Source organism: Roseburia porci (genome assembly GCF_009695765.1).
Taxonomy (GTDB): domain Bacteria; phylum Bacillota; class Clostridia; order Lachnospirales; family Lachnospiraceae; genus Roseburia; species Roseburia porci.
The window spans coordinates 1-22,657 of record NZ_VUNI01000001.1 but is presented as its reverse complement, the minus strand read 5'-3'; the positions used below and the strand labels follow the sequence as shown (position 1 = coordinate 22,657).

23 protein-coding genes and 1 other RNA gene are annotated in these 22,657 nt (G+C 40.9%); 6 read left to right on the top strand and 18 right to left on the bottom strand.

The genetic code is table 11. The features are described 5' to 3' along the window. Positions 1-11: 11 nt before the first annotated feature. The 6 genes from FYJ75_RS00120 to FYJ75_RS00095 all read right to left on the bottom strand — a co-directional run bounded on the left by FYJ75_RS00120 (position 12) and on the right by FYJ75_RS00095 (position 2,487). Positions 12-1,442, bottom strand: coding sequence for an AAA family ATPase (locus tag FYJ75_RS00120; RefSeq protein ID WP_154427606.1), 1,431 nt, complete (start codon positions 1,440-1,442; stop codon positions 12-14). Then, positions 1,423-1,605: a hypothetical protein gene (locus FYJ75_RS00115; RefSeq protein WP_154427604.1), complete on the bottom strand. Its 183-nt coding sequence runs from the start codon at positions 1,603-1,605 to the stop codon at positions 1,423-1,425. Before FYJ75_RS00115 ends, FYJ75_RS00120 begins: the two co-directional genes overlap by 20 nt. Before the next feature lie 79 nt (positions 1,606-1,684). Beyond that, positions 1,685-1,837 (bottom strand): hypothetical protein, encoded by a 153-nt coding sequence (locus FYJ75_RS00110; protein ID WP_154427602.1) that lies wholly within the window; start codon positions 1,835-1,837, stop codon positions 1,685-1,687. Continuing rightward, on the bottom strand, positions 1,830-2,012 hold the full coding sequence (locus tag FYJ75_RS00105) for a hypothetical protein (RefSeq protein WP_154427600.1): 183 nt from the start codon (positions 2,010-2,012) through the stop codon (positions 1,830-1,832). Before FYJ75_RS00105 ends, FYJ75_RS00110 begins: the two co-directional genes overlap by 8 nt. Further along, the gene (locus tag FYJ75_RS00100) at positions 2,009-2,260 is read right to left on the bottom strand and encodes a helix-turn-helix domain-containing protein (RefSeq protein ID WP_195838914.1); all 252 of its coding nucleotides are present in this window, start codon (positions 2,258-2,260) and stop codon (positions 2,009-2,011) included. Before FYJ75_RS00100 ends, FYJ75_RS00105 begins: the two co-directional genes overlap by 4 nt. Before the next feature lie 17 nt (positions 2,261-2,277). Further along, complete coding sequence (locus FYJ75_RS00095; protein WP_154427596.1) at positions 2,278-2,487, bottom strand: helix-turn-helix domain-containing protein; 210 nt, start codon at positions 2,485-2,487, stop codon at positions 2,278-2,280. A gap of 207 nt (positions 2,488-2,694) precedes the next feature. Here FYJ75_RS00095 and FYJ75_RS00090 point away from each other — a divergent pair, with 207 nt between their 5' ends. The 4 genes from FYJ75_RS00090 to FYJ75_RS00075 all read left to right on the top strand — a co-directional run bounded on the left by FYJ75_RS00090 (position 2,695) and on the right by FYJ75_RS00075 (position 5,790). Then, positions 2,695-3,102 (top strand): helix-turn-helix domain-containing protein, encoded by a 408-nt coding sequence (locus FYJ75_RS00090; RefSeq protein WP_154427594.1) that lies wholly within the window; start codon positions 2,695-2,697, stop codon positions 3,100-3,102. Between the two features lie 6 nt (positions 3,103-3,108). Then, positions 3,109-3,561 carry an ImmA/IrrE family metallo-endopeptidase gene (locus tag FYJ75_RS00085; protein ID WP_154427592.1) on the top strand — a complete coding sequence of 151 codons (453 nt, stop codon included), beginning with the start codon at positions 3,109-3,111 and terminating at the stop codon, positions 3,559-3,561. After that, complete coding sequence (locus FYJ75_RS00080; RefSeq protein WP_154427590.1) at positions 3,545-4,420, top strand: DUF4236 domain-containing protein; 876 nt, start codon at positions 3,545-3,547, stop codon at positions 4,418-4,420. The genes FYJ75_RS00085 and FYJ75_RS00080 overlap by 17 nt, the downstream gene beginning before the upstream one ends. A 176-nt stretch (positions 4,421-4,596) precedes the next feature. Beyond that, positions 4,597-5,790 (top strand): tyrosine-type recombinase/integrase, encoded by a 1,194-nt coding sequence (locus FYJ75_RS00075; protein WP_154427588.1) that lies wholly within the window; start codon positions 4,597-4,599, stop codon positions 5,788-5,790. 14 nt (positions 5,791-5,804) lie between these two features. On the opposite strand, the gene ssrA is transcribed toward FYJ75_RS00075, so the two are convergent. From ssrA to gap, 12 genes are all read right to left on the bottom strand, one after another. Then, positions 5,805-6,144: a transfer-messenger RNA gene (gene ssrA / locus FYJ75_RS00070) on the bottom strand. A gap of 52 nt (positions 6,145-6,196) precedes the next feature. Beyond that, complete coding sequence (gene smpB, locus FYJ75_RS00065) at positions 6,197-6,664, bottom strand: SsrA-binding protein SmpB (protein WP_154427586.1); 468 nt, start codon at positions 6,662-6,664, stop codon at positions 6,197-6,199. Between the two features lie 113 nt (positions 6,665-6,777). Then, positions 6,778-8,907 carry a ribonuclease R gene (gene rnr / locus FYJ75_RS00060; RefSeq protein ID WP_154427584.1) on the bottom strand — a complete coding sequence of 710 codons (2,130 nt, stop codon included), beginning with the start codon at positions 8,905-8,907 and terminating at the stop codon, positions 6,778-6,780. A 55-nt stretch (positions 8,908-8,962) separates the two neighbouring features. Continuing rightward, positions 8,963-9,202: a preprotein translocase subunit SecG gene (secG, locus tag FYJ75_RS00055; protein ID WP_328596798.1), complete on the bottom strand. Its 240-nt coding sequence runs from the start codon at positions 9,200-9,202 to the stop codon at positions 8,963-8,965. Between the two features lie 109 nt (positions 9,203-9,311). After that, entirely contained in the window at positions 9,312-10,598 is a 1,287-nt protein-coding gene (gene eno / locus FYJ75_RS00050) for a phosphopyruvate hydratase (protein ID WP_154427582.1), read from the bottom strand. Positions 10,599-10,715: 117 nt separating this feature from the next. Further along, positions 10,716-12,167 carry an adenylosuccinate lyase gene (purB, locus tag FYJ75_RS00045; protein ID WP_154427580.1) on the bottom strand — a complete coding sequence of 484 codons (1,452 nt, stop codon included), beginning with the start codon at positions 12,165-12,167 and terminating at the stop codon, positions 10,716-10,718. Positions 12,168-12,192: 25 nt separating this feature from the next. Next, the gene (purF, locus tag FYJ75_RS00040; protein ID WP_154427578.1) at positions 12,193-13,668 is read right to left on the bottom strand and encodes an amidophosphoribosyltransferase; all 1,476 of its coding nucleotides are present in this window, start codon (positions 13,666-13,668) and stop codon (positions 12,193-12,195) included. A gap of 32 nt (positions 13,669-13,700) precedes the next feature. Then, entirely contained in the window at positions 13,701-14,582 is an 882-nt protein-coding gene (locus FYJ75_RS00035; RefSeq protein ID WP_154427576.1) for a phosphoribosylaminoimidazolesuccinocarboxamide synthase, read from the bottom strand. 314 nt (positions 14,583-14,896) lie between these two features. Then, positions 14,897-16,441, bottom strand: coding sequence for a 2,3-bisphosphoglycerate-independent phosphoglycerate mutase (gpmI, locus tag FYJ75_RS00030; protein WP_154427574.1), 1,545 nt, complete (start codon positions 16,439-16,441; stop codon positions 14,897-14,899). Positions 16,442-16,626: 185 nt separating this feature from the next. Next, on the bottom strand, positions 16,627-17,373 hold the full coding sequence (tpiA, locus tag FYJ75_RS00025) for a triose-phosphate isomerase (protein ID WP_154427572.1): 747 nt from the start codon (positions 17,371-17,373) through the stop codon (positions 16,627-16,629). 27 nt (positions 17,374-17,400) lie between these two features. Next, positions 17,401-18,609, bottom strand: coding sequence for a phosphoglycerate kinase (locus tag FYJ75_RS00020; protein ID WP_154427570.1), 1,209 nt, complete (start codon positions 18,607-18,609; stop codon positions 17,401-17,403). Positions 18,610-18,711: 102 nt separating this feature from the next. Beyond that, positions 18,712-19,728: a type I glyceraldehyde-3-phosphate dehydrogenase gene (gap, locus tag FYJ75_RS00015; protein WP_154427568.1), complete on the bottom strand. Its 1,017-nt coding sequence runs from the start codon at positions 19,726-19,728 to the stop codon at positions 18,712-18,714. Between the two features lie 243 nt (positions 19,729-19,971). Here gap and FYJ75_RS00010 point away from each other — a divergent pair, with 243 nt between their 5' ends. Both FYJ75_RS00010 and FYJ75_RS00005 read left to right on the top strand, forming a co-directional pair. Next, positions 19,972-20,775, top strand: a complete 804-nt coding sequence (locus tag FYJ75_RS00010) for a histidinol-phosphatase HisJ family protein (protein WP_154427557.1) — start codon at positions 19,972-19,974, stop codon at positions 20,773-20,775. A 102-nt stretch (positions 20,776-20,877) separates the two neighbouring features. Continuing rightward, positions 20,878-22,527: a tetratricopeptide repeat-containing diguanylate cyclase gene (locus FYJ75_RS00005; protein WP_154427555.1), complete on the top strand. Its 1,650-nt coding sequence runs from the start codon at positions 20,878-20,880 to the stop codon at positions 22,525-22,527. Positions 22,528-22,657: the final 130 nt, after the last annotated feature.

Genomic DNA, 22,657 nt, shown 5'->3' with positions numbered 1-22,657 from the left:
TGATCTACCTCCTAAAATTCAACGATTGTAAATTTATTCTCATCTGTGGTTCTAGTTGCAATGAACTGTAAGCCTTTTTCCTTGCATTTTGCATACAGCTTTTCCCTCAGATCCGTTGCAAGTTTCTCAGCACCATCAATTAAAATGATGTTTAAAGCGTTCGGTTTCTGTACCGCTACATCAATGCACAGATCCAGTTTTTCGCCCTCGGAAAGATTGGATACCGGCAATCCGTTAATCAGAGGGATGCCATTCTCTACAGACAATCCATCAATCGGAATTGTGCAGTTTGCAAGAATCTCTCCCGGAAGAACACGTGCTTTCTCGATCTTGTCGGTCATATCCTGTGACTGCACCTGCAGATCTGAAATATCATTCTGAAGTTTAACCATACGATCATACTCATTTAGGTGAGCTTTCATATCTTCAATGCTCTTGGCTTTCTGCTGTAATTCTGTGACATCCTGCAACTCTTTATCAGCGTAAGGCTCATACTCCGCACATTCACTTTCAAAAGCTACAACCGATGCTTTATAATTCGATTCTGCAATCTGGATCTTGTCCGCTTTTTTAGATTCAAGTCCGCTCTGCTCCTGTCTGAGCGTTGCGATCTGCCCCTCAAGTCTCGTTATTTCTTCAATAATCTGTGCAGATCTCTGACCAAGCTCGGATTCAATGGCAGCTTTCTCAATCTCAAGATCTGCCTGGAACTTCCGCATTTTATTGTTACGGTTGTCCAGCATCTGCTTTGCTTTTTCAATAACAGAGTTTTCATGTGTGATCCGCTCGATTTCTCTGTAAATATCTCCAACGTTGGCATTTCTCCACTTATCAGCCTCATATCCGCTTGGCAAGGATGCTGCAATATCCTCAACAAATGCCTTTTTATTACGGATGTCCCGGTCAATGTTCCGGCGGTTCTGATAATATTCTCCATTTTCGGACTGGATATCATTCAGAACTGATAAAATATTCTGTTCATAATTTACCCATGCCGGAATCTCCCCGAACCATTCCCGTATCTTATTCATATCCCACGGATATTCAATCATATCGAGGATAATGGCATTCTGCTGTTTCTTATCCATGCTCATAAATTCAATAGGGTTTAACTGCAATGGTGTAAACAGATCTCGTAGAAACGCTTCTGGACCGTTTACCTCAACTCCGTTCATCTTTACGGATTTGTAATCAGCCTTATTGATTCGTGCCTTACGATCAATCGAAAGACCGGTATCTGTTTCTACAATGATCTCACCCTCGGTTTCTCCTTTATGTACGATATAATCCCTGGTACTCTTATTTGTGAGAGCATACTTAATAGCATCCAGAACAGAAGTTTTACCCTCTCCATTTGTTCCGGTCAGTTCCACGGAATTTCCGCCCTGCCGGTACTCCTTAATTCCGAACAAGTTTTTAATCTCAATTTTTGTTATATTCATTCAAATAATCCTCCATACTTATCTGCGTATAGCTTTTTGCCTCGATAATCATCTGTAATCGCCCGGCTGTGCTTCGCATCTTTTCAATAGTTTCTCTGCACTCATCACAAAGTTTGCCCTCTCCGGGGTCCAGAGTGCATCCGCATTTTCTGCAATGGTTCATAATTTCACCTTTTCATTTCTTTAAAATCATGGTAAAATGCATACAAATAGAGTTATCTATTTGCTTTGTAAGGAATCGTTCATCTTTGGTCGGAAGGCGATTCCTTTTTTATTTCCTTTTCTAAAATCTCAGCGAATCCATCGCCTTTTTCTTTTGGCTTGTCCTTGCCTTTTGCCTGCTTACGGTAATGCAGGTACTCAGATACGGTCATGTGTGTCATCAGATCACTCAAGTTTCCACCTCCGCATCCAGAGCCTTGTGTACAGTATTGCCACTACCGCTGTCACAAATGGGATTAAGTAGATCCAGTTACCACAGGCGGCAAGTCCACTTACCAACAGCACTCCGGCTTCAATACCGGTTAAAAGGTTCATCACCTTACTGGTTCGCTCTTTCCATTTCTTCATAATTCGCTCACTCCTATTAACTTTGCTTGCTGTTCAGCTGTCAGTTTAAAGCGTTTTACCAGTGCTCGAATTTCTGCCAACGTAAACTGCTCAGGATGCCTTTTCTTCCGATTTACAGAACTTGCAGATAATCCAAGGATCTTTGCAAGAGCCTTTGTATCTACGGCTTCAAGTTCTGTTATTTCAGCGATCACAGCCTTTGTCCGGCGATTCTGCATTTCATACTCTGGAATTTTTAATTTCGGCATACTCTTCTCATCTCCCTTCATTTTCTCCTTTGCTGCTTGTTGTCATCCAAGAAATATTCAACTGATACTCCAAAATAATCAGCAAGGATCTTAAGCTTGTCCACTTTCGGGGTACTTCGTCCTCTTTTCCAATCACTTAATGTCGATTGCGGAATGCCTGTGTCTTTCGACACCGAATATACCGTTTTGTTGGTATTATCCAACAATTCTGCAAATTTTTTGTACAAAATTACACCACCTTCCATATTGTTAATACTACGGAAATGTGATATACTCTGCTTGTCAAACGAAGTAAACAACATTTCCGTAGTATGCATCGGATTTTATCGGTTTTCCTTTGCATGCTCATACTATACTACGCATTTCCGATAATGTCAACGTATTTTTATCGGTTTTTCGATGTATTTTTGTTATTTGTGAAAGGTGAACAAATTATGTATGAGATTTTTGAACAATTATTACAAAAGCATGGGTTGTCCGCTTACAAAGTGGCAAAAGAAACAGGGGTAACTCAGTCAACATTAAGTGATTGGAAAAGAGGACGCAGTACTCCAAAAACAGAAAACATGAAAAAACTTGCTGATTTCTTTGGGGTAAGCGTCGAATACCTTATGACTGGGAAAAACTCCGAACCACTTACTAAACGTGATGAAAAAGAAATAGGCGCTATACTCTCAAATACAGAAGCATTGCTAAGGCAGGAAGGGTTAATGTTTGATGGCGTACCGGCAACGCCGGAAGCTGTAGAATCAATTATCTCTGCTATGCAGGTCGGGATGGAAATGGGCAAGAAAAGGAACAAAGAGCTTTACACACCTAAAAAGTATAAAAAGGATAAGTGATATTTAATGAATATTCGCGATCAAGTAAAATCCATAGTGAAAAAATATGGCACACGGAATCCGTTCGAAATTCTTGAACAGAAAAATGCAATATTGGTATATGCTCCACTTGAAGGTGTTCGCGGGTTTTACCAATATTTTCAAAGAAACCATATTATATATATTGATGAAAACCTACCGAAATCTGAAAAGACTTTCGTGTGTGCTCATGAATTGGGGCATTTGTTTTTACATAAAAAAGCGAATGCACTATATATGGATAGTCACACCTTATTTAACACGAACAAATTCGAAAATGAAGCCAATACTTTCGCAGCCGAACTTTTGATCCCCGATGAATTAGTATACGATCATCCGGGCATGACTTCTAAGCAGATCGCAAGATTGGCTGGATATTCTGAGAAAATAATGACTTTCAAGACAATAGAAGGAGGAAATACCTATGGGAATGAGATTTAGAAAAAGCGTTAAAATCGCACCTGGTGTAAAACTAAATATTGGGGAAAAAAGTGTTGGTGTAAGCGTTGGAAGTAAATATGGTGGCTTCTCCGTGAATTCCCAAACCGGAACAAGGGTACGCGCATCACTTCCCGGAACCGGATTGTCCTATTCTTCAAAAGTTGGAGATTCTTCTGGCAGAAATGCTTCTGGATCATCAGCAGAAAAAGGCTATATTGTAGAAAAGAAAAAAGTATCTTCTAAAGGAAGTTATAAATTTTCTTATATCCTCGCTCTTATCGCTGGAATAATATGTTTAATAATCGGGATTCCAACATTAGCATTTGGAGGAATATTTTTTATTTTGTTCGGTATATTATTCTTTTATCTATTTAACAAATGGAAGAAAGTATATAGCAATTACGATACCTTTGCAAAAGAACAACAACCGGAGATTCCATCAGCTGTCGAAGAGGGAACTATGGTATATCCAGAGCAGAATTTACGAATAATTCAAGATTGCGTCAATATTGTAAATAACACAAAAAATCCAGATACTTTTTTTGAACGGTATGAACTTATGGAAAAGAAAATAGATGAGCTTGTTGCAATTCAAGGTCCAAAGTACACCGGTCAATCTCCTGCCAAGTTAAAGGCGCAAGTAGTATCCAAAAAACAAGCAGCTATCCATGATATGATTGACCGATATTATACTGATGTATCCGTTAAAGCTTCTGTCCTTAAAACCATAAAAGGACGCAGAAACAGATTCCACTCTTTTATATCCACATTGGAAGAATATTACGATCAGATGGATGACGCAAATATAAAATATGTAGGAGATTTATACGATACAGTAATTTCAGATTTAAATGAATGAAAAAAACCGCCCCACTCTACCAAAGCAGGACGGTAATGCTTCCGAATGATACGAAAGCCCTAAGCAAGCATATTGTATCATTCGTAGCAGCCAAACGCAAGCGGAACACTCGTTCCGGCTGGCTGTTATTTTTGTACCCAATTTTGATCTTATACATGTAGAAAGGATGATACATTATGGCAAAAGCAAAAAAATTGCCTTCTGGATCATGGCGATGCTTGGTCTATGATTATACGGATGCAAACGGGAAAAGAAAATATAAGTCTTTTACAGATGATGATCCGTCTCCATCCGGGCGACGTAGATGCGAAATGGCCGCTGCTGAATATGCAGCAACAAAAGAACAGCGAAACCGGTCTACTGCTACCATCACCGTGACCGAAGCTATAGACAGATATATTAAAAAATATCCGCAGCTTTCAGAAACCACCATAGACGGATACCGGACAATTCAGAAATATGGTTTTCAATCATTGATGGACAAAAAACTATCCTCTTTGAATAATGATGTATTGCAAAATGCCATAAACGAAGAATGTTCGCGCCCTTCCAGATCAACTAAAAGCAAAGGAAAACCAATTGGAGCGAAAACAGTAAAAAACGAATTTGGCTTAATATCTACAGTAATACATGAGTTCTACCCATTTGAAATTAATGTAAAACTTCCGCAGGCATCCACCAAGGTAAATAACATATCCATGCCGGAAACCATATTTAATGTGGTTAAAGGTACAGAGATTGAACTTCCAGTGCTGCTTGCAATGTGGTTAAGTTTTACGATGTCTGAAATAAAAGGATTAACCAAATCCGGTTCCATAAAAGGAAACTGTATATATATAGACAAAGTTACGGTGCATGTTAATGGGAAAGACATCGATAAAAGCATAGCCAAGAATCAAAAGCGAAACAGAATGCTCACTATTCCAGACTATATAAAAGAACTAATCGACAATGTAGAAACTGACAGGCTTGTCACATTAAGCGGTAAAGCAATCTCTAACCGCTTTTCGTACCTTCTTAAGAAGAATGGTCTGCCTCATATGTCTTTTCACGATTTAAGGCACGTGAGTGCGTCTGTAATGGCCATGCTGAATGTGCCAGACAATTATGCTCAGGATCGTGGCGGATGGAAAACCGACAAAACCATGAAAAGTAACTATGTACAGCAATTTAAAACAGCACGATCAGAAGTAGATAAAAAAATTGATGACTACTTTAATGCATCTTTGCTAAATAAAAATCCAGAGCAAAATAAAAAGTATCAAAGTTGGCTAACCTTGTTCGATAAGAAGGATACTCCAGATTCTGTAAAAGAATTTGAAGCATTTATGCAACACGAAATGCAACACGATAATAAAAAAACACCGTAAATACGGTGTTTTTTGCGTGGACTAGACGGGAATCGAACCCGTGTCCGAAAGAAAATCCCCTGTCCTTCTACGAGCGTAGTTTGTTATTTCACATTCCCTCTGCCACACGAAAACAAACATCCTTGCGGTTTCAGTAGCTTCATGATACGCCCATGAGTTCAAAGCTTTGCTCATGTCGTTTCTCACATGGTCGAAGCCCAGATTCTAAAGTGTGAGTGCTCTAGAGTGGACTGCTGCCATTAGGCAGCGTATGCTAAATTATCTTCAGCGTTTAATTTTAGTTTTGCCATTTCACGCATTGCATGCGACTCGCTTCTCCAGCTTCAGTTCCCCCGTCGAAACCTTTACTAGCCCAAATATATATGATCCAGACGGCAATGCCGCCATAGATGTCTGATATCATCCGCTAACCCAGATTACGGACTTTGAAGTCCCTCTCTGCTTCGCGGCGCTGATCCTTTTTCGCAATGTCCTGACGCTTGTCATATAGCTTCTTACCTTTTGCAAGAGCGATCTGGACTTTCACCAGGCTTCCTTTGAAATACACCTCTACTGGAACAAGTGTGTATCCCTTTTGTGCGATTCTTCCAACCAGCTTCTGGATCTCTTTCTTATGAAGTAAAAGCTTCTTAGGTCTGAGAGGATCCTTATTAAATATATTGCCTTTCTCATACGGACTGATATGCATTCCATACAGAATAACCTCTCCATCCTCTATATGAATAAATGCTTCTTTGATACTGCATTTTCCCATACGAAGAGATTTCACTTCGGTTCCGTGAAGGCTGATGCCGGCTTCGAAGGTCTCTTCGAGAAAATAATCATGACGCGCTTTTTTGTTGTTTGCAATCAGCTTTCTTGCTTCCTTTGCCATGACTGGCATCCTCCTTTCCCTTACGGAACGTCTCGTTCTGTTTCCGTGTCCGAATTATAGAATATATGATTTTCGTAAAAAAATCAATAAACCAACCGTGAAAAGTTTATAAATTATGCAAGGATAAAATCGATCGTCCTCATGATCTTATCGGTTGCCACAAGTTCCACTTTTACTTTCTGACCGAGTTTATAACGTCGGTTTGTCACTTCACCAACCAGTTCATAAGTATCTTCATAATACTGATAAAAATCATCGTGCAGTTCCGTGACGCGCACCAGTCCTTCTACCGTATTTGGAAGTTCCACGAAAAATCCCCACTCTGTCACACCGGAAATCACACCTTCAAACTGTTCTCCAATATGATCTTCCATAAATTCAACCTTTTTCAGTTTGATTGTTTCCCGTTCTGCCTCGTCTGCCCGGCGCTCCATTTCACTGGAATGTTTTGCAACCTCCGGAAGCAGTTTTTCATAATGGTCGATCCGTTTTCCGTTCATCCGTCCTCGCAGTGTCTCTTTGATGATCCTGTGGATCTGAAGATCCGGATATCTTCGGATTGGCGAAGTAAAATGGCAGTAATAATTTGTAGCCAGTCCAAAATGTCCGGTATTGGTCGTTGTATATTTTGCCTGTTTCATTGAACGCAATGTCAGTCGGCTGATTAACGCCTCTTCCGGTGTTCCTTCGATCTTCAGCAGTAATTTCTGAAGTTCTTTCGGATGGATTTCATCCTGTCCAATATGAATGGAATACCCAAAGTTATTAATGAAGGTTCCAAGTTTATGGATTTTCTCACTATCCGGATTATCATGTGTACGATATACGAAAGGAATCTCCTGCCAGAAAAAGTCCTGTGCAACCGTCTCATTCGCGATCAGCATAAAATCTTCAATGATCTTGGTTGCCACATTGCGGTCATACGGTTTGATTTCAACGGGCTTTCCTTTGTCATCCAGTATCACCTTTGTCTCTGGGAAATCAAAATCGATAGAGCCCCGTTTCATGCGTTTTTTCCGCAAAATTGCCGCGAGATCACGCATCCTTTCAAACATTGGAACAAGTGGCTCATATTCTTTTCTCAGTTCCGGATCCTGTTCTTCGAGGATCTTTTTCACCACAGTATAGCTCATTCTGCGGTCTACCCGGATTACTGTTTCCGCAATCTTGTGGTCAATCACTTCTCCTTTTGGATTAATCGTCATAATGCAGCTGAGCGCAAGACGGTTTTCTCCCTGATTCAGAGAGCAGATTCCATTGGAAAGCTTATGTGGCAGCATTGGGATTACACGATCCACCAGATATACAGAGGTTCCACGTTTTAAGGCTTCTACATCCAGTGCACTGTGTTCCTGTACGTAGTTGGATACATCCGCAATATGAACACCAAGCTTATAATTCTCTCCATCCATCGTCAGGGAAACCGCATCATCAAGATCTTTCGCATCCTCTCCGTCAATCGTCACCATCTGCCAGTCACGGATGTCCATTCTGCCTGCCATATCCGCATCTGATACTTCGTTTGACACCCGTTCCACCTGGTTCATGATCTTTTCAGAGAATTCCACAGGCATATCATAAGCCCGGACGATGGAAAGAATATCTGTTCCCGGATCATTGATATGACCCAGGATCTCCACCACTTTTCCCTCTGGTTTCTTATCTTTTCCACCGTAATTTGTGATTTCCACTACAACTTTATGTCCTGCAACAGCACCCTTGGAGCGTTCAATCGGAATAAAAATATCCTTACCGAATTTCGGATTATCCGGAACTGCAAATCCAAAATTCTTACTTGCTTCATATGTGCAGACAACATGGTTCATTCCTCTTTCAAGGATTTTTACCACGGAGCCTTCTTTTCGTTTTCCACTGGTCTTTGGTGCAATCGTGATCTGTACAGTGTCCATATGCATTGCACCATGTACCTGATCCGCTGGAATAAAGATATCTTCCTCTTCTCCATCAACCGTTACAAAGCCAAACCCTTTGGGATGCGCAGTAAACACACCGGTTATAATCTTTGCTTCTGCTTTTGCATACTTACCGCGCTTGGAGATTGCGATCTTGCCATCTGCGATAAGTGCATCCAGTACTTTGACAAGTTCTTCCCGTTCAGCCCTGGATACGCCAAGTACAATTGCGATTTCTTTAATCTTCATCGGTACGTACATGTCGTCACAGATGAATTCATATACCATTCGTTTTCTCTGTTCAAATAAATCTTTTTCTTCTTTTCTCATGTGTTTTCCTCAAAAAAAGAAGCCATCGTATATCAACGACAGCCTCTTAAGTATTCTACCAGATTCCTAAATCTAACACCGCAGCAAGTACGAGGAAAAGGATTACGCCAACTCTTGTAACCTTTACAAGAACACCTTCCATGGAACGTCCTTTGTTCTTGCCCCAGTATGTGTCAGCGGCACCACTGATTGCTCCAAGTCCTGCTGACTTACCTTCCTGCATTAAGATAACAACTGTAATTGCAATACTGATTATAATAAAAACTATAGTTAAAATCGTATGTAAGATACTCACGATCTACACCTCCTGCTTTCCAATACTCGTAACTTATCAAAGTATATCATACCAGAAGGTGTATTTCAACTATTTTTTATACTTCACACTCAGCACTGCCTGCATCAAACTATCGTTTTTCAAATTTTGCAAGTGTAAGCTGCTCTTCAATCCGAAGAAGTTCATTATATTTTGCAGTTCGTTCGCCTCTGCATGGCGCTCCGCTCTTTATATATCCCGAATTTACTGCCACTGCAAGATCTGAGATAAAACTGCCTTCTGTCTCTCCTGATCTGTGCGATATGATCGACTGATAACCGGCTCTGTGGCAGAGCTCAATCGCATCCATTGCCTCCGTCAGGGTTCCGATCTGATTGACCTTTACCAGCACCGCATTCGCTGCATCCAGTTCTATTCCGCAGCGGATCCGTTTACTGTTTGTCACAAACAGATCATCGCCAACAAGCATTACCCTGTCTCCAATCCGTTGCTTCAGTTTCTGCCATCCTTCCCACGCTTCCTCGTTTAATCCATCTTCGATTGAGATAAGCGGATACTCATCAATTAAATGTTCATACAGACTGATCATCTCATCCGCACTTCGTATCACTTCTTCTCCCGGGAAAATATAAACATCCCGTTCTTCATCATACAGCTCGCTTGCTGCAGCATCCATCGCAAATGCAATATCTTCTCCCGGCTTATACCCTGCCTTTTCCACTGCTTTTGTTAAATATCGGAATACTTCATCCGCCGTGTGAAGATCCGGTGCAAAACCGCCTTCATCTCCAACCGCTGTAAGCATTCCATCCTCATGCAAAAGCAGTTTCAGATAATGGTACACTTCCGCTCCCATTCGCAGAGCCTCAGAAAATGTGGAAGCACTGACCGGGACAATCATAAACTCCTGAAAATCAAGCAGATTTGCCGCGTGTACGCCTCCGTTTATCACATTCATCATCGGTCTTGGCAGACGCTTTGCATTGGTTCCTCCCAAATAACGGAATAACGGCATATCCAGAGCCTTTGCCGCACAGGATGCGCAGGCAAGTGAAACCCCGAGTGTCGCATTTGCTCCAAGATTCTCTTTATTATCCGTACCATCCAGTTCGATAATTCTGCGGTCAATCTTTACCTGATCCAGAACATTCATCCCAAGAAGTTCCTTACGGATCCGATTATTAATATGATCCACCACATTTAATACTCCAAGTCCAAAATATCTCGGATTACCATCCCTAAGCTCCACGGCCTCAAACTTTCCTGTGCTGGCCCCAGATGGAACTGATTCTATTGCTGTTATTTTCTTTCCTGTCGTCTCTGTCTGTGCCGTTACTTCCACCTCGATTGTCGGATTTCCCCTCGAATCAAGTATTTCTCTTCCGTGAATGTCAACAATCTGAATCATCAATGACATAAAAAAGCCTCCCTGTTCCATGAATCTTTGCTTTGTATTACACAAAGCACTCAGTTTCATTGTAACCAGAGAGGCTTTTTTTATTCACACGAAACGATTTCTGTAATCAGTTCTTTTTTATACATTAATCTCGGCTTTCACACCCATCTCATCTTTATGTGCATCCAGAACAGGTTTTACAACATCTCTTAAGAATACCTCAACCTGACGTGGAGCACGTCCCACGTATCTGGATGGCTCTAAAGTTGCCTGGAGTTCTTCTTTGGTAAGTCCAAAAGAAGGATCTGCTGCGATCAGATCGATCAGATTGTTCTCTTTTCCTTCTACCTTGACATTTTTTCCTGCTTCCATAGAAAGCTGACGAATCTTCTCATGAAGTTCCTGTCTGTTGCCACCACGTTTTACAGCATCCATCATAATGTTCTCAGTTGCCATAAATGGGATCTCGCTCATGAAATGTTTCTCAATTACTTTTGGATATACAACAAGTCCATCAACAACATTCAGGCACAGATCCAGAATTCCATCGATTGCAAGGAATCCTTCCGGGATAGAAAGACGTTTATTTGCAGAATCATCCAGCGTTCTTTCAAACCACTGTGTTGCAGAAGTGATTGCTGGATTTAATGCATCTACCATAACATATCTGGACAGAGATGCGATACGCTCACTTCTCATTGGATTTCTCTTGTAAGCCATTGCAGAAGATCCGATCTGATTCTTCTCAAATGGTTCTTCCACTTCTTTCAGATGCTGTAATAAACGAATATCGTTTGACATCTTATGTGCAGAAGCCGCAATTCCGGCAAGAATGTTTGCCACACGTGTATCTACTTTTCTGGAATAAGTCTGTCCGGAAACCGGATAGCAGGAATCAAATCCCATTTTCTTTGCGATCATTGGATCAATTTTGTCGATTACTTCATTGTCACCATCAAAAAGTTCCAAAAAGCTTGCCTGTGTTCCGGTTGTTCCTTTTGAACCAAGTAATTTCAGGGATTTCTGAACATATTCAAGATCTTCAAGATCCATCATAAATTCCTGTGTCCAGAGAGTGGCACGTTTACCAACGGTTGTCGGCTGTGCTGGCTGGAAATGTGTAAATGCAAGAGTTGGAAGATCTTTGTATTTCTCAGCGAAGTTGGCAAGTTCGTTAATTACGCTGATCAGCTTCTTATGAACAAGTTTTAATGCCTCATTCATAATGATAATATCGGTGTTATCTCCTACGTAGCAGGAAGTTGCTCCAAGATGGATGATTCCGGCTGCTTTCGGACACTGTTTTCCATATGCATATACATGACTCATAACATCATGACGTACCAGCTTTTCACGCTCTTTTGCAACATCATAATTAATGTCATTCACATGTGCTTTCAACTCGTCAATCTGTTCCTGTGTAATAACCGGTTTGCCATCTTCACTTAATCCAAGCTCCATCTCTGTCTCAGCAAGTGCGATCCATAATTTTCTCCAGGTTGTAAACTTCATATCCTGTGAAAAAATATACTGCATCTCTTTGCTTGCATAACGCTCAGATAACGGACTTGTATATCTATCTGTACTCATAAAATATTCTCCTCTTAATCCTCTTTTACATACGCTCTAATTTTCTGGAAAGATTAATCTCTTTGTCAAAATAGTCTCCACGGATGTCCTCTTTTGGCGGCTCCATCGGATATACACCGTTAAAGCATCCTTTGCAGATCGGGCGTCCGTCAACCATCTGGGACAGACGGTCAATATCCAGATATCCAAGTGAATCTGCTCCAATAATCTCGCAGATCTCATCGATCGATCTGTTATATGCGATCAACTGCTCTCTTTCTGGAATATCGGTTCCGAAATAGCATGGCCATAAAAATGGTGGAGAGCTGATACGTACATGAACTTCTGTTGCCCCTGCCTCTCTTAACATCCGGACGATACGGTCTGATGTTGTACCACGCACGATTGAATCATCGATCATGATCACACGTTTGCCAGCAACTGCCTCTTTCAACACGTTCAATTTTACCTGAACACTGGATTCACGGCTGCTTTGTTTTGGTTTGATAAAGGTTCTTCCCACATAACCATTCTTAACAAAAGCGGTTCCATAAGGGATTCCGGATTCCATGGAATATCCAAGTGCTGCTGCATTACCGGATTCCGGTACACCGGTAACCAGATCTGCTTCCACCGGGCTGTCCTGTGCCAGGAATCTTCCTGCCTTGATTCGGCTTGCATATACGCTCAGTCCGTCAATATGGCTGTCCGGTCTTGCAAAATAAATGTATTCAAAAACACATCTTGCTTCTTTTTCTTCCGGAAGGCACATGGAAGTATCGGATTCGATCCCTCCGTCTTTTGTGATCGTAACAACTTCACCTGGTCTGACATCACGTACAAACTCTGCACCAATCGTATCCAGTGCGCATGTTTCTGATGTGATAATGTAAGAATTATCACGTTTTCCAATGCAAAGAGGCTTAAATCCAAACGGATCTCTGGCTCCGATCAGTTTTCTCGGGCTTGCTACGACCAGTGCATAGGCACCTTTCAGCTTCTGACATGCACGTCTTACTGCCTCTTCTGCTGAATGGGAATTCAGACGTTCTCTTGCAATGTGATATGCAATGACCTCTGAATCAATTGTTGTCTGGAAGATTGCACCTGTATACTCTAAGTCTCTTCTTAATTCGTTTGCATTAATCAGATTACCGTTATGCGCAAGGGCAAGTGTTCCCTTTACATAATTCAGTACAAGTGGCTGAGCATTTTCTCTGGTAGATGCTCCAGCTGTCGAATAACGCACATGACCAACTCCGAGATTTCCTTTTAATGTCTCTAAAGTATCCGGTGTAAAGACCTCATTTACAAGCCCCATTCCTTTATAGGTTGTGATCTTTCCTTTTGGTCCGCTTGTTTCACTGACTGCAATACCACAGCTTTCCTGTCCTCTGTGCTGTAATGCAAATAAACCATAATATATGGTAGATGCTACGTCATTTCCATCGAAATCATACATTCCGAATACGCCGCATTCCTCATGAAGTCCATCCCATGGGGAGGACTTTTCTAAATTCATATCGTTCATCCCTTGTCTGCTCCCTGTCTTTTTTATCTGGTAAAAGGAGTACCTGTTAAAAGCTGATATGCTTCTTTATATTTATCAACTGTTTTCTCTACGATTTCATCTGGAAGTAAGAAATCATTGTCCGGATTTGCTTTCAGCCAGTCTCTTACATACTGTTTATCGAAAGAAGGCTGTCCCTGACCTGGTTTGTATCCTTCTAATGGCCAGAATCTTGAGCTGTCCGGTGTAAGCATCTCATCGCCCAGAACAACCTTGCCATACTCATCCAGACCGAACTCAAATTTGGTATCTGCAATGATAATTCCTTTGCTTAATGCATATTCTGCACATTTCTTGTAAAGAGCAATCGTACAATCCTTGATCTGTGTTGCATAATCTTTTCCTTTTCCAGGATAGATTTTCTCAAGTACCTCAACACTCTGCTCAAATGAAATATTCTCATCATGATCTCCAAGATCAGCTTTTGTACTTGGTGTATAAATCGGCTCAGGAAGCTTATCTGACTCAACCAGTCCTTCTGGAAGTTTGATTCCGCATACTGTTCCGTTCTCTTTATAACTTGCCCAGCCGCTTCCGGTAATATATCCACGCACGATGCACTCGATTGGAAGCATCTCAAGCTTCTTGCACATCATACTGTTTCCGTCGAATCTTTCCTGCTGGAAAAATTCAGGCATATCTTTTACATCAACAGAAAGCATGTGGTTTGGCACTACATCCTTTGTAAAATCAAACCAGAATCTAGACATCTGTGTAAGAATTGCACCCTTGTCAGTAATCTTGTTCTTTAAGATGTTGTCGAATGCAGAAATACGATCTGTTGCAACAATGATCAAACTGTCTCCATTCTCATATACTTCTCTGACTTTACCCTCTTTAAATGGTTTAAATTCCTGAATACTCATCTTTGTCCTCCATCTTATGCTTTCTTTGTTTGGCATAGTTTAATTATCCAAGCAAATTATAATACAGCGCGTTTTGCAAAGTCAATGCGTTTGGGGGATTTGGAGCCTCTGTGCATGTTAGAAAATCCAGAGTGTTTTATAAGTATTTTTGTATACTTTTTCTCTTTTATTAGTTATTCTTATAATCCGCTTTATCACTGCTAATCACAACACCATAAAATCTTAATCTAAACAAAAAACAGACTTTGAAGCCTCTGTTTTTGTTTAAAACTTCAAAGTCTGTTTTGTTTATTTTCACAATCTGATATCGTATCTTATTTTACGATCAGAGACTTACCTGTCATTTCAGCAGGCTGCTCTAATCCCATAAGCTCAAGCAGTGTAGGCGCAATATCTGCAAGACATCCACCCTCGCGAAGCTTCATGGAAGGATCCGCATTTACAAGGATAAATGGAACCGGATTTGTTGTATGAGCAGTATGAGGTTTACCTGTTTCGTAATCGATCATCTTCTCTGCATTACCATGATCTGCACAAATGAACAGTACACCACCAACTTCTTTTACAGCATTCACTGCATCACCTACAAGGCTGTCCACACGCTCAACTGCTTTTACAGCTGCAGGGATTACCCCAGTATGACCAACCATATCCGGGTTGGCAAAGTTGATTACGATCACATCATATTTATCAGATTTGATTGCCTCTACTAAATCCATTCCAACTTCAGGAGCACTCATTTCCGGCTTCAGATCATAAGTTGCAACATCTTTTGGAGAGTTTACAAGCAAGCGGGCCTCATCCACATTTGGCTCCTCAACTCCACCATTAAAGAAAAATGTAACATGTGCATATTTCTCTGTCTCAGCAAGACGAAGCTGTTTTTTGCCACATTTTGCAATATACTCACCAAATGTATTCTTGATATCCTCTTTCTGGAATGCAACAAGCTTATTTGGAATTGTCTCGTCATAATCTTTGAAACATACAAAAGTAAGTGGAAGAAATCCTGTTTTTCTCTCGAATCCTGTAAATTTATCGTCACAGAATGCTCTCGTCATCTCACGTGCACGGTCTGGGCGGAAGTTAAAGAAGATGACGGAATCATTCGCTTTTACGGTAGCAACCGGAGCACCATTCTCTGTGATTACTGTTGGAAGAACAAACTCGTCTGTAACATCCTTCGCATAAGAATCTTCCATTGCTTTCACAGCATTCTCAGCCTGTACGCCTTCTCCTGCTGTCAATGCATCGTAAGCTTTCTCAACACGATCCCAGTTGTTATCACGATCCATTGCATAATAACGTCCGGATAAAGAAGCGATCTTACCTACACCAATCTCATCCATCTTATTCTGTAACTGCTCGATATAACTCTTTCCAGAAGCCGGAGGAGTATCACGACCATCTAAGAAAGCATGTACATATACTTTCTGAAGACCATTCTTCTTTGCCATCTCAAGAAGTCCATAGAGATGCTCAATATGGCTGTGTACACCACCATCCGAAAGAAGTCCCCATAAATGAAGAGCTGAATCATTCTTCTTGCAATTGTCCATTGCCTGAAGAAGCACCTCATTCTTAAAGAAATCTCCATCGTTGATTGCTTTTGTAATTCTGGTAAGATCCTGATAAATAATACGGCCTGCACCGATATTCATATGTCCTACCTCAGAGTTACCCATCTGTCCGTCCGGAAGACCAACTGCAAGACCAGATGCAGCGCCCTGAACAAATGGACATTCTTTCATTAATTTATCCATAACCGGGGTATTGGCTAAAGCGATTGCATTACCCTCTGTCTTATCGCTTAATCCATAACCATCAAGAACCATTAATACTACAGGTTTTTTGCTCATTCCAAATTCCTCTCTTCTATTCTTATATTCTTTTGCTATCCGGAATCTATCATTCCATTTTGCCTTCCTAATCATACATTATTTACTGCAAAATGGCAATATATCCTTTTGATGAAAAAAGGAGAAGTATGCGTTGCGCACACCCCTCCTTTTCGTATTCTGCTTATAAAAATCAGATGGAACTATTAGTAGTTTACGATCTTTCCGAAATCAGCTTTCAGAGAAGCTCCACCAACTAATCCTCCGTCGATGTCAGGTTTTGCAAATAACTCAGCTGCATTTCCTGCATTTACAGATCCGCCGTACTGGATACGAACTGCTTCTGCTGTAGCTTCATCGTATACTTCTTTGATGCATGCACGGATTGCGCCGCAAACTTCCTCTGCCTGATCAGATGTAGCTGTTTTACCAGTTCCGATAGCCCAGATTGGCTCATAAGCGATAACCATGGAAGCAACCTGCTCAGCTGTAACACCAGCAAGATCAGATTTGATCTGCATACGGATCCAATCAAGAGTAATGCCCATTTCTCTCTGCTCTAATGATTCTCCACAGCAAAGAATTGGTGTAAGACCAGCTTCAAAAGCTTTCTTAACTTTCTTGTTTAATAACTCGTCATCTTCTTTGAAGTAATCACGTCTCTCAGAATGTCCGATTACAACATATTTAACTCCTGCGTCAACTAACATCTCTGCAGAAATCTCACCTGTGTAAGCACCTTTCTCTTCGAAGTACATGTTCTCTGCACCAACCTGTACGTTTGTGCCCTTGCATGCTTCTACAACAGGAACGATGTCGATTGCTGGTACACAGTAAACAACATCTACACTGTCAGATGCAACTAATGGTTTTAACTCTTCTACTAATTTAACAGCCTGACTTGGAGTCATGTTCATTTTCCAGTTTCCGGCTACAATTTTTCTTCTTGCCATGATTTTTTCCTCTTAATCTTATAAATTTTATTTATCGTTAGCTGCTGCTACGCCTGGTAATTCTTTACCTTCAAGGAACTCAAGGGAAGCTCCACCACCTGTAGAGATATGGCTCATCTTATCGCCGAATCCCATCTGGTTAACAGCTGCTGCGGAATCACCACCACCGATGATTGTTGTAGCATCTGTATCAGCTAAAGCCTGAGCAACTTTTAATGTACCCTCAGCAAGAGTTGGGTTCTCAAATACACCCATAGGTCCGTTCCAAACAACTGTCTTAGCAGCTTTTACTGCATCAGCAAAAAGTGCTGCAGATTTTGGTCCGATATCACATCCCATTGTATCAGCTGGAATTGCATCAATGTCACAAACGATTGTATCAACTTTAGCGTCGATTGGGTTTGGGAACTCCTTAACACAAACAGCATCAACTGGCAGTAACAGTTTCTTTCCAAGTTTCTCTGCTTTTGCGATCATTTCTTTGCAGTAATCAAGTTTCTCATCATCAACTAATGATTTACCGATTTCGTATCCCTGTGCTTTTACGAATGTAAATGCCATACCACCACCGATGATCAGGGTATCACATTTCTCGATCAGGTTGTTGATAACGTTTAATTTGTCAGCAACTTTAGCACCACCAAGAATTGCTACGAAAGGTCTTACTGGATTCTCAACTGCATTACCAAGGAAGTCAATCTCTTTCTGCATTAAGTATCCAACAACTGCTGTGTCAACTAACTGTGCAACACCTACGTTTGAGCAGTGAGCTCTGTGAGCTGTACCGAATGCATCGTTTACAAATACATCGCAAAGAGAAGCTAATTCTTTGGAGAATGCTTCACCATTCTTTGTCTCCTCAGCTCTGTAACGTGTATTCTCAAGTAAGATTACGTCTCCGTCTTTCATAGCTGCAACTGCTGCTTTTGCGTTTGGTCCAACCACTTCAGGATCAGCTGCGAATTTAACTTCCTGTCCTAATAACTCAGATAATCTTTTTGCTACTGGAGCTAAAGATAATTCTGGCTTTGGCTCTCCCTTTGGTTTACCAAGATGTGAGCAAAGGATTACTTTACCACCGTCTGCAATTAATTTTTTGATTGTAGGTAAAGCTGCAACGAGACGGTTCTCGTCTGTAATTTTACCATCTTTTAAAGGTACGTTAAAATCGCATCTGCAAAGTACGCGAAGGCCTTTTACGTTGATATCATCAACAGATTTCTTGTTTAATGACATAGATATGTCCTCCCTTATTGTTTTTAGAAGCACATAGGTAATCCTATGTGAAAAAAAGGCCCGGTCCATTGATAGACCGGACCCTTGTTGAGTCTGAAATGACTATGCTAATTCAGAGAAGTATTTGATTGTACGAACCATCTGAGATGTGTAGCTGTTCTCGTTATCATACCAAGAAACAACCTGAACTTCGTACAGATCATCAGCGATATGTGAAACCATTGTCTGAGTAGAATCGAATAAAGAACCGAATCTCATTCCAACGATATCAGAAGAAACGATTAAGTCCTCATTGTATCCGAATGACTCGTTAGCTGCTGCTTTCATAGCTGCGTTGATTCCGTCTGCTGTTAAATCAGCTTTCTTAACAACTGCTGTTAAGATTGTTGTAGAACCTGTTGGAACTGGTACACGCTGTGCAGATCCGATTAATTTTCCGTTTAACTCTGGGATAACTAAACCGATTGCTTTAGCTGCTCCAGTGCTGTTTGGAACGATGTTAACTGCTGCTGCACGAGATCTTCTTAAATCACCTTTTCTCTGTGGTCCATCAAGAGTCATCTGATCTCCTGTGTAAGCATGGATTGTAGACATGATACCAGACTGGATTGGTGCATATTTGTTTAATGCATCAGCCATTGGTGCTAAGCAGTTTGTTGTACAAGAAGCTGCTGAAATGATTGTATCAGAAGCTTTTAATGTCTCATGGTTTGTATTGTAAACGATTGTAGGTAAGTCATTTCCTGCTGGTGCAGAGATAACAACTTTACGAGCTCCAGCATTGATGTGAGCCTGAGCTTTCTCTTTGCTTGTATAGAATCCAGAACACTCTAATACAACGTCAACTTTTAATTCACCCCATGGGCAATTGTTTGCATCTGGGAAAGCGTAAATTTTGATTTCTTTACCGCATACTGTGATAGAATCATCGCTTGCAGATACTTCGTCAGCGTGCTCATATTTACCCTGAGAAGAATCATATTTTAACAAGTGTGCTAACATTTTAGGGCTTGTTAAATCGTTGATTGCTACTACCTCATATCCTTCTGCTCCGAACATCTGTCTGAAAGCAAGACGACCGATACGGCCGAATCCATTGATTGCTACTCTTACTGCCATGTTTTAATTCCTCCTAGAATTATAAAAATTATCTTTTGAGAATTAGCATTCCCAAGCTTTCTCTATTTTACCCAATTCTTTCCGAAAGTTCAAGTGTTTTATTTTGGCTTTGTTAATTTTTTCACTATATGTTTTTTCAGACGTACATTTGTGTACGAATTATACAAAAATGCATTTCCCGTTTCCATATCCATTTGATATGCATTATGATATAGGTAAAAAGAAAGTACAGGAGGATTTTTTATGCTTTGGGATACACATATGCACTGCCGTTTCTCCGGAGACAGCGATGCCGAGCCGGAAGATATGATTCTTGCCTCAATTTCCAGAGGGCTTGACGGCATCTGTTTTACGGATCATCTTGATCTGGATTATCCGGACGAACCGGATGCTTTTTTACTGGACTATCCAGCATACCACGACACCATATATGCGCTCCGCGATAAATATGCCGGACGTTTCCATATCAACTGGGGAATCGAAATGGGGCTGCAGCCACACGTTGCATCCATGAATGCACAGGTTGCCAAAAGCTATCCCTTCGATTTTGTTATCGGTTCCTCCCATGTCGTTCATGGCACAGATCCTTACTATCCGCGTTTTTATGAAGGACGCCGTGAGGAAGACGGCTATCTTGAATATTTCGAATCCATACTTGAAAATATCGCATGTTATCAGGATTTTGATGTATACGGCCATATTGACTATGTTGTACGCTACGGTCCAAACAAAAATAAAAACTACAGCTATAAAAAGTTTGCTGATGTCATTGACGAAATCCTCCGCCAGCTGATTGCCAGAGGAAAAGGCATTGAGATTAACACAGCCGGTTTTAAATATGGATTAGGACATCCAAACCCAACCGAGGAAATCATAAAACGGTATCGCGAACTCGGTGGAGAAATCATTACGATCGGTGCAGATGCCCATAAACCGGAACATGTCGCCTATGATTTTGCAAAAGTTCCTGATATATTAAAGGCTTCCGGCTTTCAATATTACACTGTTTTCACAAATAGAAAGCCGAAATTTCTTAAACTTCCATAAATTCCCGGTTTTTTAGCTAAAAAAACGTGCGTATTTTCGGTTTTCGTGTATAATAGAGCATATTATATTTTTCGAGAGATAACATTTGGAAAGAGGCAACATATGATCAATCCAGTCATCGGTTACACAACACCGGATAATTTTTCGCTGGAAATGCAGGCATGCATTCAAAATATTCAGGATAAATTTTATCTGATTGACACACCAAAAATACATAAATACAAGCCCTATTGTGAACAGCTCATGACTTATGCATCGGAAGAGCAGTCCGATTATCTTTTTGCACTCTCTTACTATTCCCTGATGCATTATTATGCAGCAGATGATAATCATATTGAGGCAGTACGCTGTGCACTGGATGGAATCAAATATCAGCAGAAAGCGCATGAGTACATGTTTGTGGCACGCTCCTACAATATCCTTGGTGTATATACAGAAGCTATGGGAGATTCCTCCAAAGCTGTAGACTATCTTTTATCCAGTATCGATATCTGTAATCAGTATCAACTGGATTATGTACATGGAATTGCTGCTGCGAATCTGGCAGACATTTTCCACAGAACAAACAATAATGAACGTGCTCTGTTCTATTACGATGAGGCAATTAAGTTCACGCTTCGAGACAACGATACCCCTGCCAGTGATGTAATTGAAGTACTTACATGTACAATGTGTAATAAAGGATACTGTCTGCTATCATCCGGTAAAATACAGGATGCCATGGATTGCGCTGACACTATTCGTTCTTATCTGATGCAGTTAAACGAACAACATTTTCCTTATGACACTTTTGTCATCCATACTTATTTTGCTACACTTGAATTTGAAATGGGTCATACAGATGAAAGCAGACGTCAGATGGCCATCGCAACATCCGCCTTGCAGAAGATCAGTAACTACACCGCCTACTCCGATGATATCCTTGCGTACATCCAGCTTGCCAAAAAACTGGACACGCCCGATGACCTCATGTTTCTTCTGGATGCTTTCATTGCACAGGCGGAAGCAGTACAGGCCACCTTCTATTTGTTCCGTTTTTTATTGGAAGAACGAATCGAATGTGCACGTAACAGCAATGATGAATCTTCTTTAACCCAGTATTCGCTTCAGCTTTTCCAGCTTTATAAAAACCAGAATGCCCAGATGTGTAAAGAAACTCTCCGTGCGGAACAGATTCATCATGAAAATCAGTTGATCCAGAAACAGCATTACGAGCTGCTTCATATCAATCAAAAGCTTCTGTCTAAATCCCAGCATGATACCCTGACGGGACTTCCAAATCGTGCTTACTTAAATGACTACGCGGAAGAAACCTTCTCAAAAGCCTTCAAAAACAGCCAGACCATCGGCGTTGAGATTCTGGATATTGATAATTTCAAAACAATCAATGATACTTATGGTCATTTAGAAGGAGACCGCTATCTGAGCGCGCTCTCCGAGCTGCTGCAACGCACCGTTTTTGAATTTCAGGATGTTTTTGCAGCCCGTTATGGCGGAGACGAATTTGTAATCATTTATTTTAACAAAACCAATGATGAGATCCGGGATATTATGAATGATCTTCGAGAAGCCGTCCATACGCTCCTTCTCCCCGAAACACCACCGAGTAATCAGCCTCATCTGACCATTTCCCAGGGATGTTTCAACCGTGTTCCACAAAGTGGAAACCGTCTTTGGGATTTTCTTGCAAAGGCCGATGCCATATTGTACGAAGTCAAAAAAACAGAAAAAAATCGGGTAGGAGGTAAATAATTATTTTATTTACCGTCCTCCCACACCACCCGGCATACGGTTCCGTACCAGGGCGGTTCTTTAGTTTTCACTAACTATTAGATAATAGTCAAGCATGGATGTATATCCCAGCTTGGCTATTATTTTCTTT

Coding starts and splice junctions, on each gene's coding strand:
- FYJ75_RS00120 (WP_154427606.1), bottom strand. CDS start 1,442: ATGAATATAACAAAAATTGAGATTAAAAACTTGTTCGGAATTAAGGAG.
- eno (WP_154427582.1), bottom strand. CDS start 10,598: ATGTCATTGATGATTCAGATTGTTGACATTCACGGAAGAGAAATACTT.
- FYJ75_RS00080 (WP_154427590.1), top strand. CDS start 3,545: ATGGGAATGAGATTTAGAAAAAGCGTTAAAATCGCACCTGGTGTAAAA.
- FYJ75_RS00035 (WP_154427576.1), bottom strand. CDS start 14,582: ATGAGTATTCAGGAATTTAAACCATTTAAAGAGGGTAAAGTCAGAGAA.
- FYJ75_RS00010 (WP_154427557.1), top strand. CDS start 19,972: ATGCTTTGGGATACACATATGCACTGCCGTTTCTCCGGAGACAGCGAT.
- FYJ75_RS00005 (WP_154427555.1), top strand. CDS start 20,878: ATGATCAATCCAGTCATCGGTTACACAACACCGGATAATTTTTCGCTG.
- purF (WP_154427578.1), bottom strand. CDS start 13,668: ATGAATTTAGAAAAGTCCTCCCCATGGGATGGACTTCATGAGGAATGC.
- smpB (WP_154427586.1), bottom strand. CDS start 6,664: ATGGCAAAGGAAGCAAGAAAGCTGATTGCAAACAACAAAAAAGCGCGT.
- gap (WP_154427568.1), bottom strand. CDS start 19,728: ATGGCAGTAAGAGTAGCAATCAATGGATTCGGCCGTATCGGTCGTCTT.
- FYJ75_RS00115 (WP_154427604.1), bottom strand. CDS start 1,605: ATGAACCATTGCAGAAAATGCGGATGCACTCTGGACCCCGGAGAGGGC.
- rnr (WP_154427584.1), bottom strand. CDS start 8,907: ATGAGAAAAGAAGAAAAAGATTTATTTGAACAGAGAAAACGAATGGTA.
- FYJ75_RS00105 (WP_154427600.1), bottom strand. CDS start 2,012: ATGAAGAAATGGAAAGAGCGAACCAGTAAGGTGATGAACCTTTTAACC.
- FYJ75_RS00085 (WP_154427592.1), top strand. CDS start 3,109: ATGAATATTCGCGATCAAGTAAAATCCATAGTGAAAAAATATGGCACA.
- FYJ75_RS00020 (WP_154427570.1), bottom strand. CDS start 18,609: ATGTCATTAAACAAGAAATCTGTTGATGATATCAACGTAAAAGGCCTT.
- FYJ75_RS00075 (WP_154427588.1), top strand. CDS start 4,597: ATGGCAAAAGCAAAAAAATTGCCTTCTGGATCATGGCGATGCTTGGTC.
- purB (WP_154427580.1), bottom strand. CDS start 12,167: ATGAGTACAGATAGATATACAAGTCCGTTATCTGAGCGTTATGCAAGC.
- tpiA (WP_154427572.1), bottom strand. CDS start 17,373: ATGGCAAGAAGAAAAATTGTAGCCGGAAACTGGAAAATGAACATGACT.
- FYJ75_RS00100 (WP_195838914.1), bottom strand. CDS start 2,260: ATGCCGAAATTAAAAATTCCAGAGTATGAAATGCAGAATCGCCGGACA.
- gpmI (WP_154427574.1), bottom strand. CDS start 16,441: ATGAGCAAAAAACCTGTAGTATTAATGGTTCTTGATGGTTATGGATTA.
- FYJ75_RS00090 (WP_154427594.1), top strand. CDS start 2,695: ATGTATGAGATTTTTGAACAATTATTACAAAAGCATGGGTTGTCCGCT.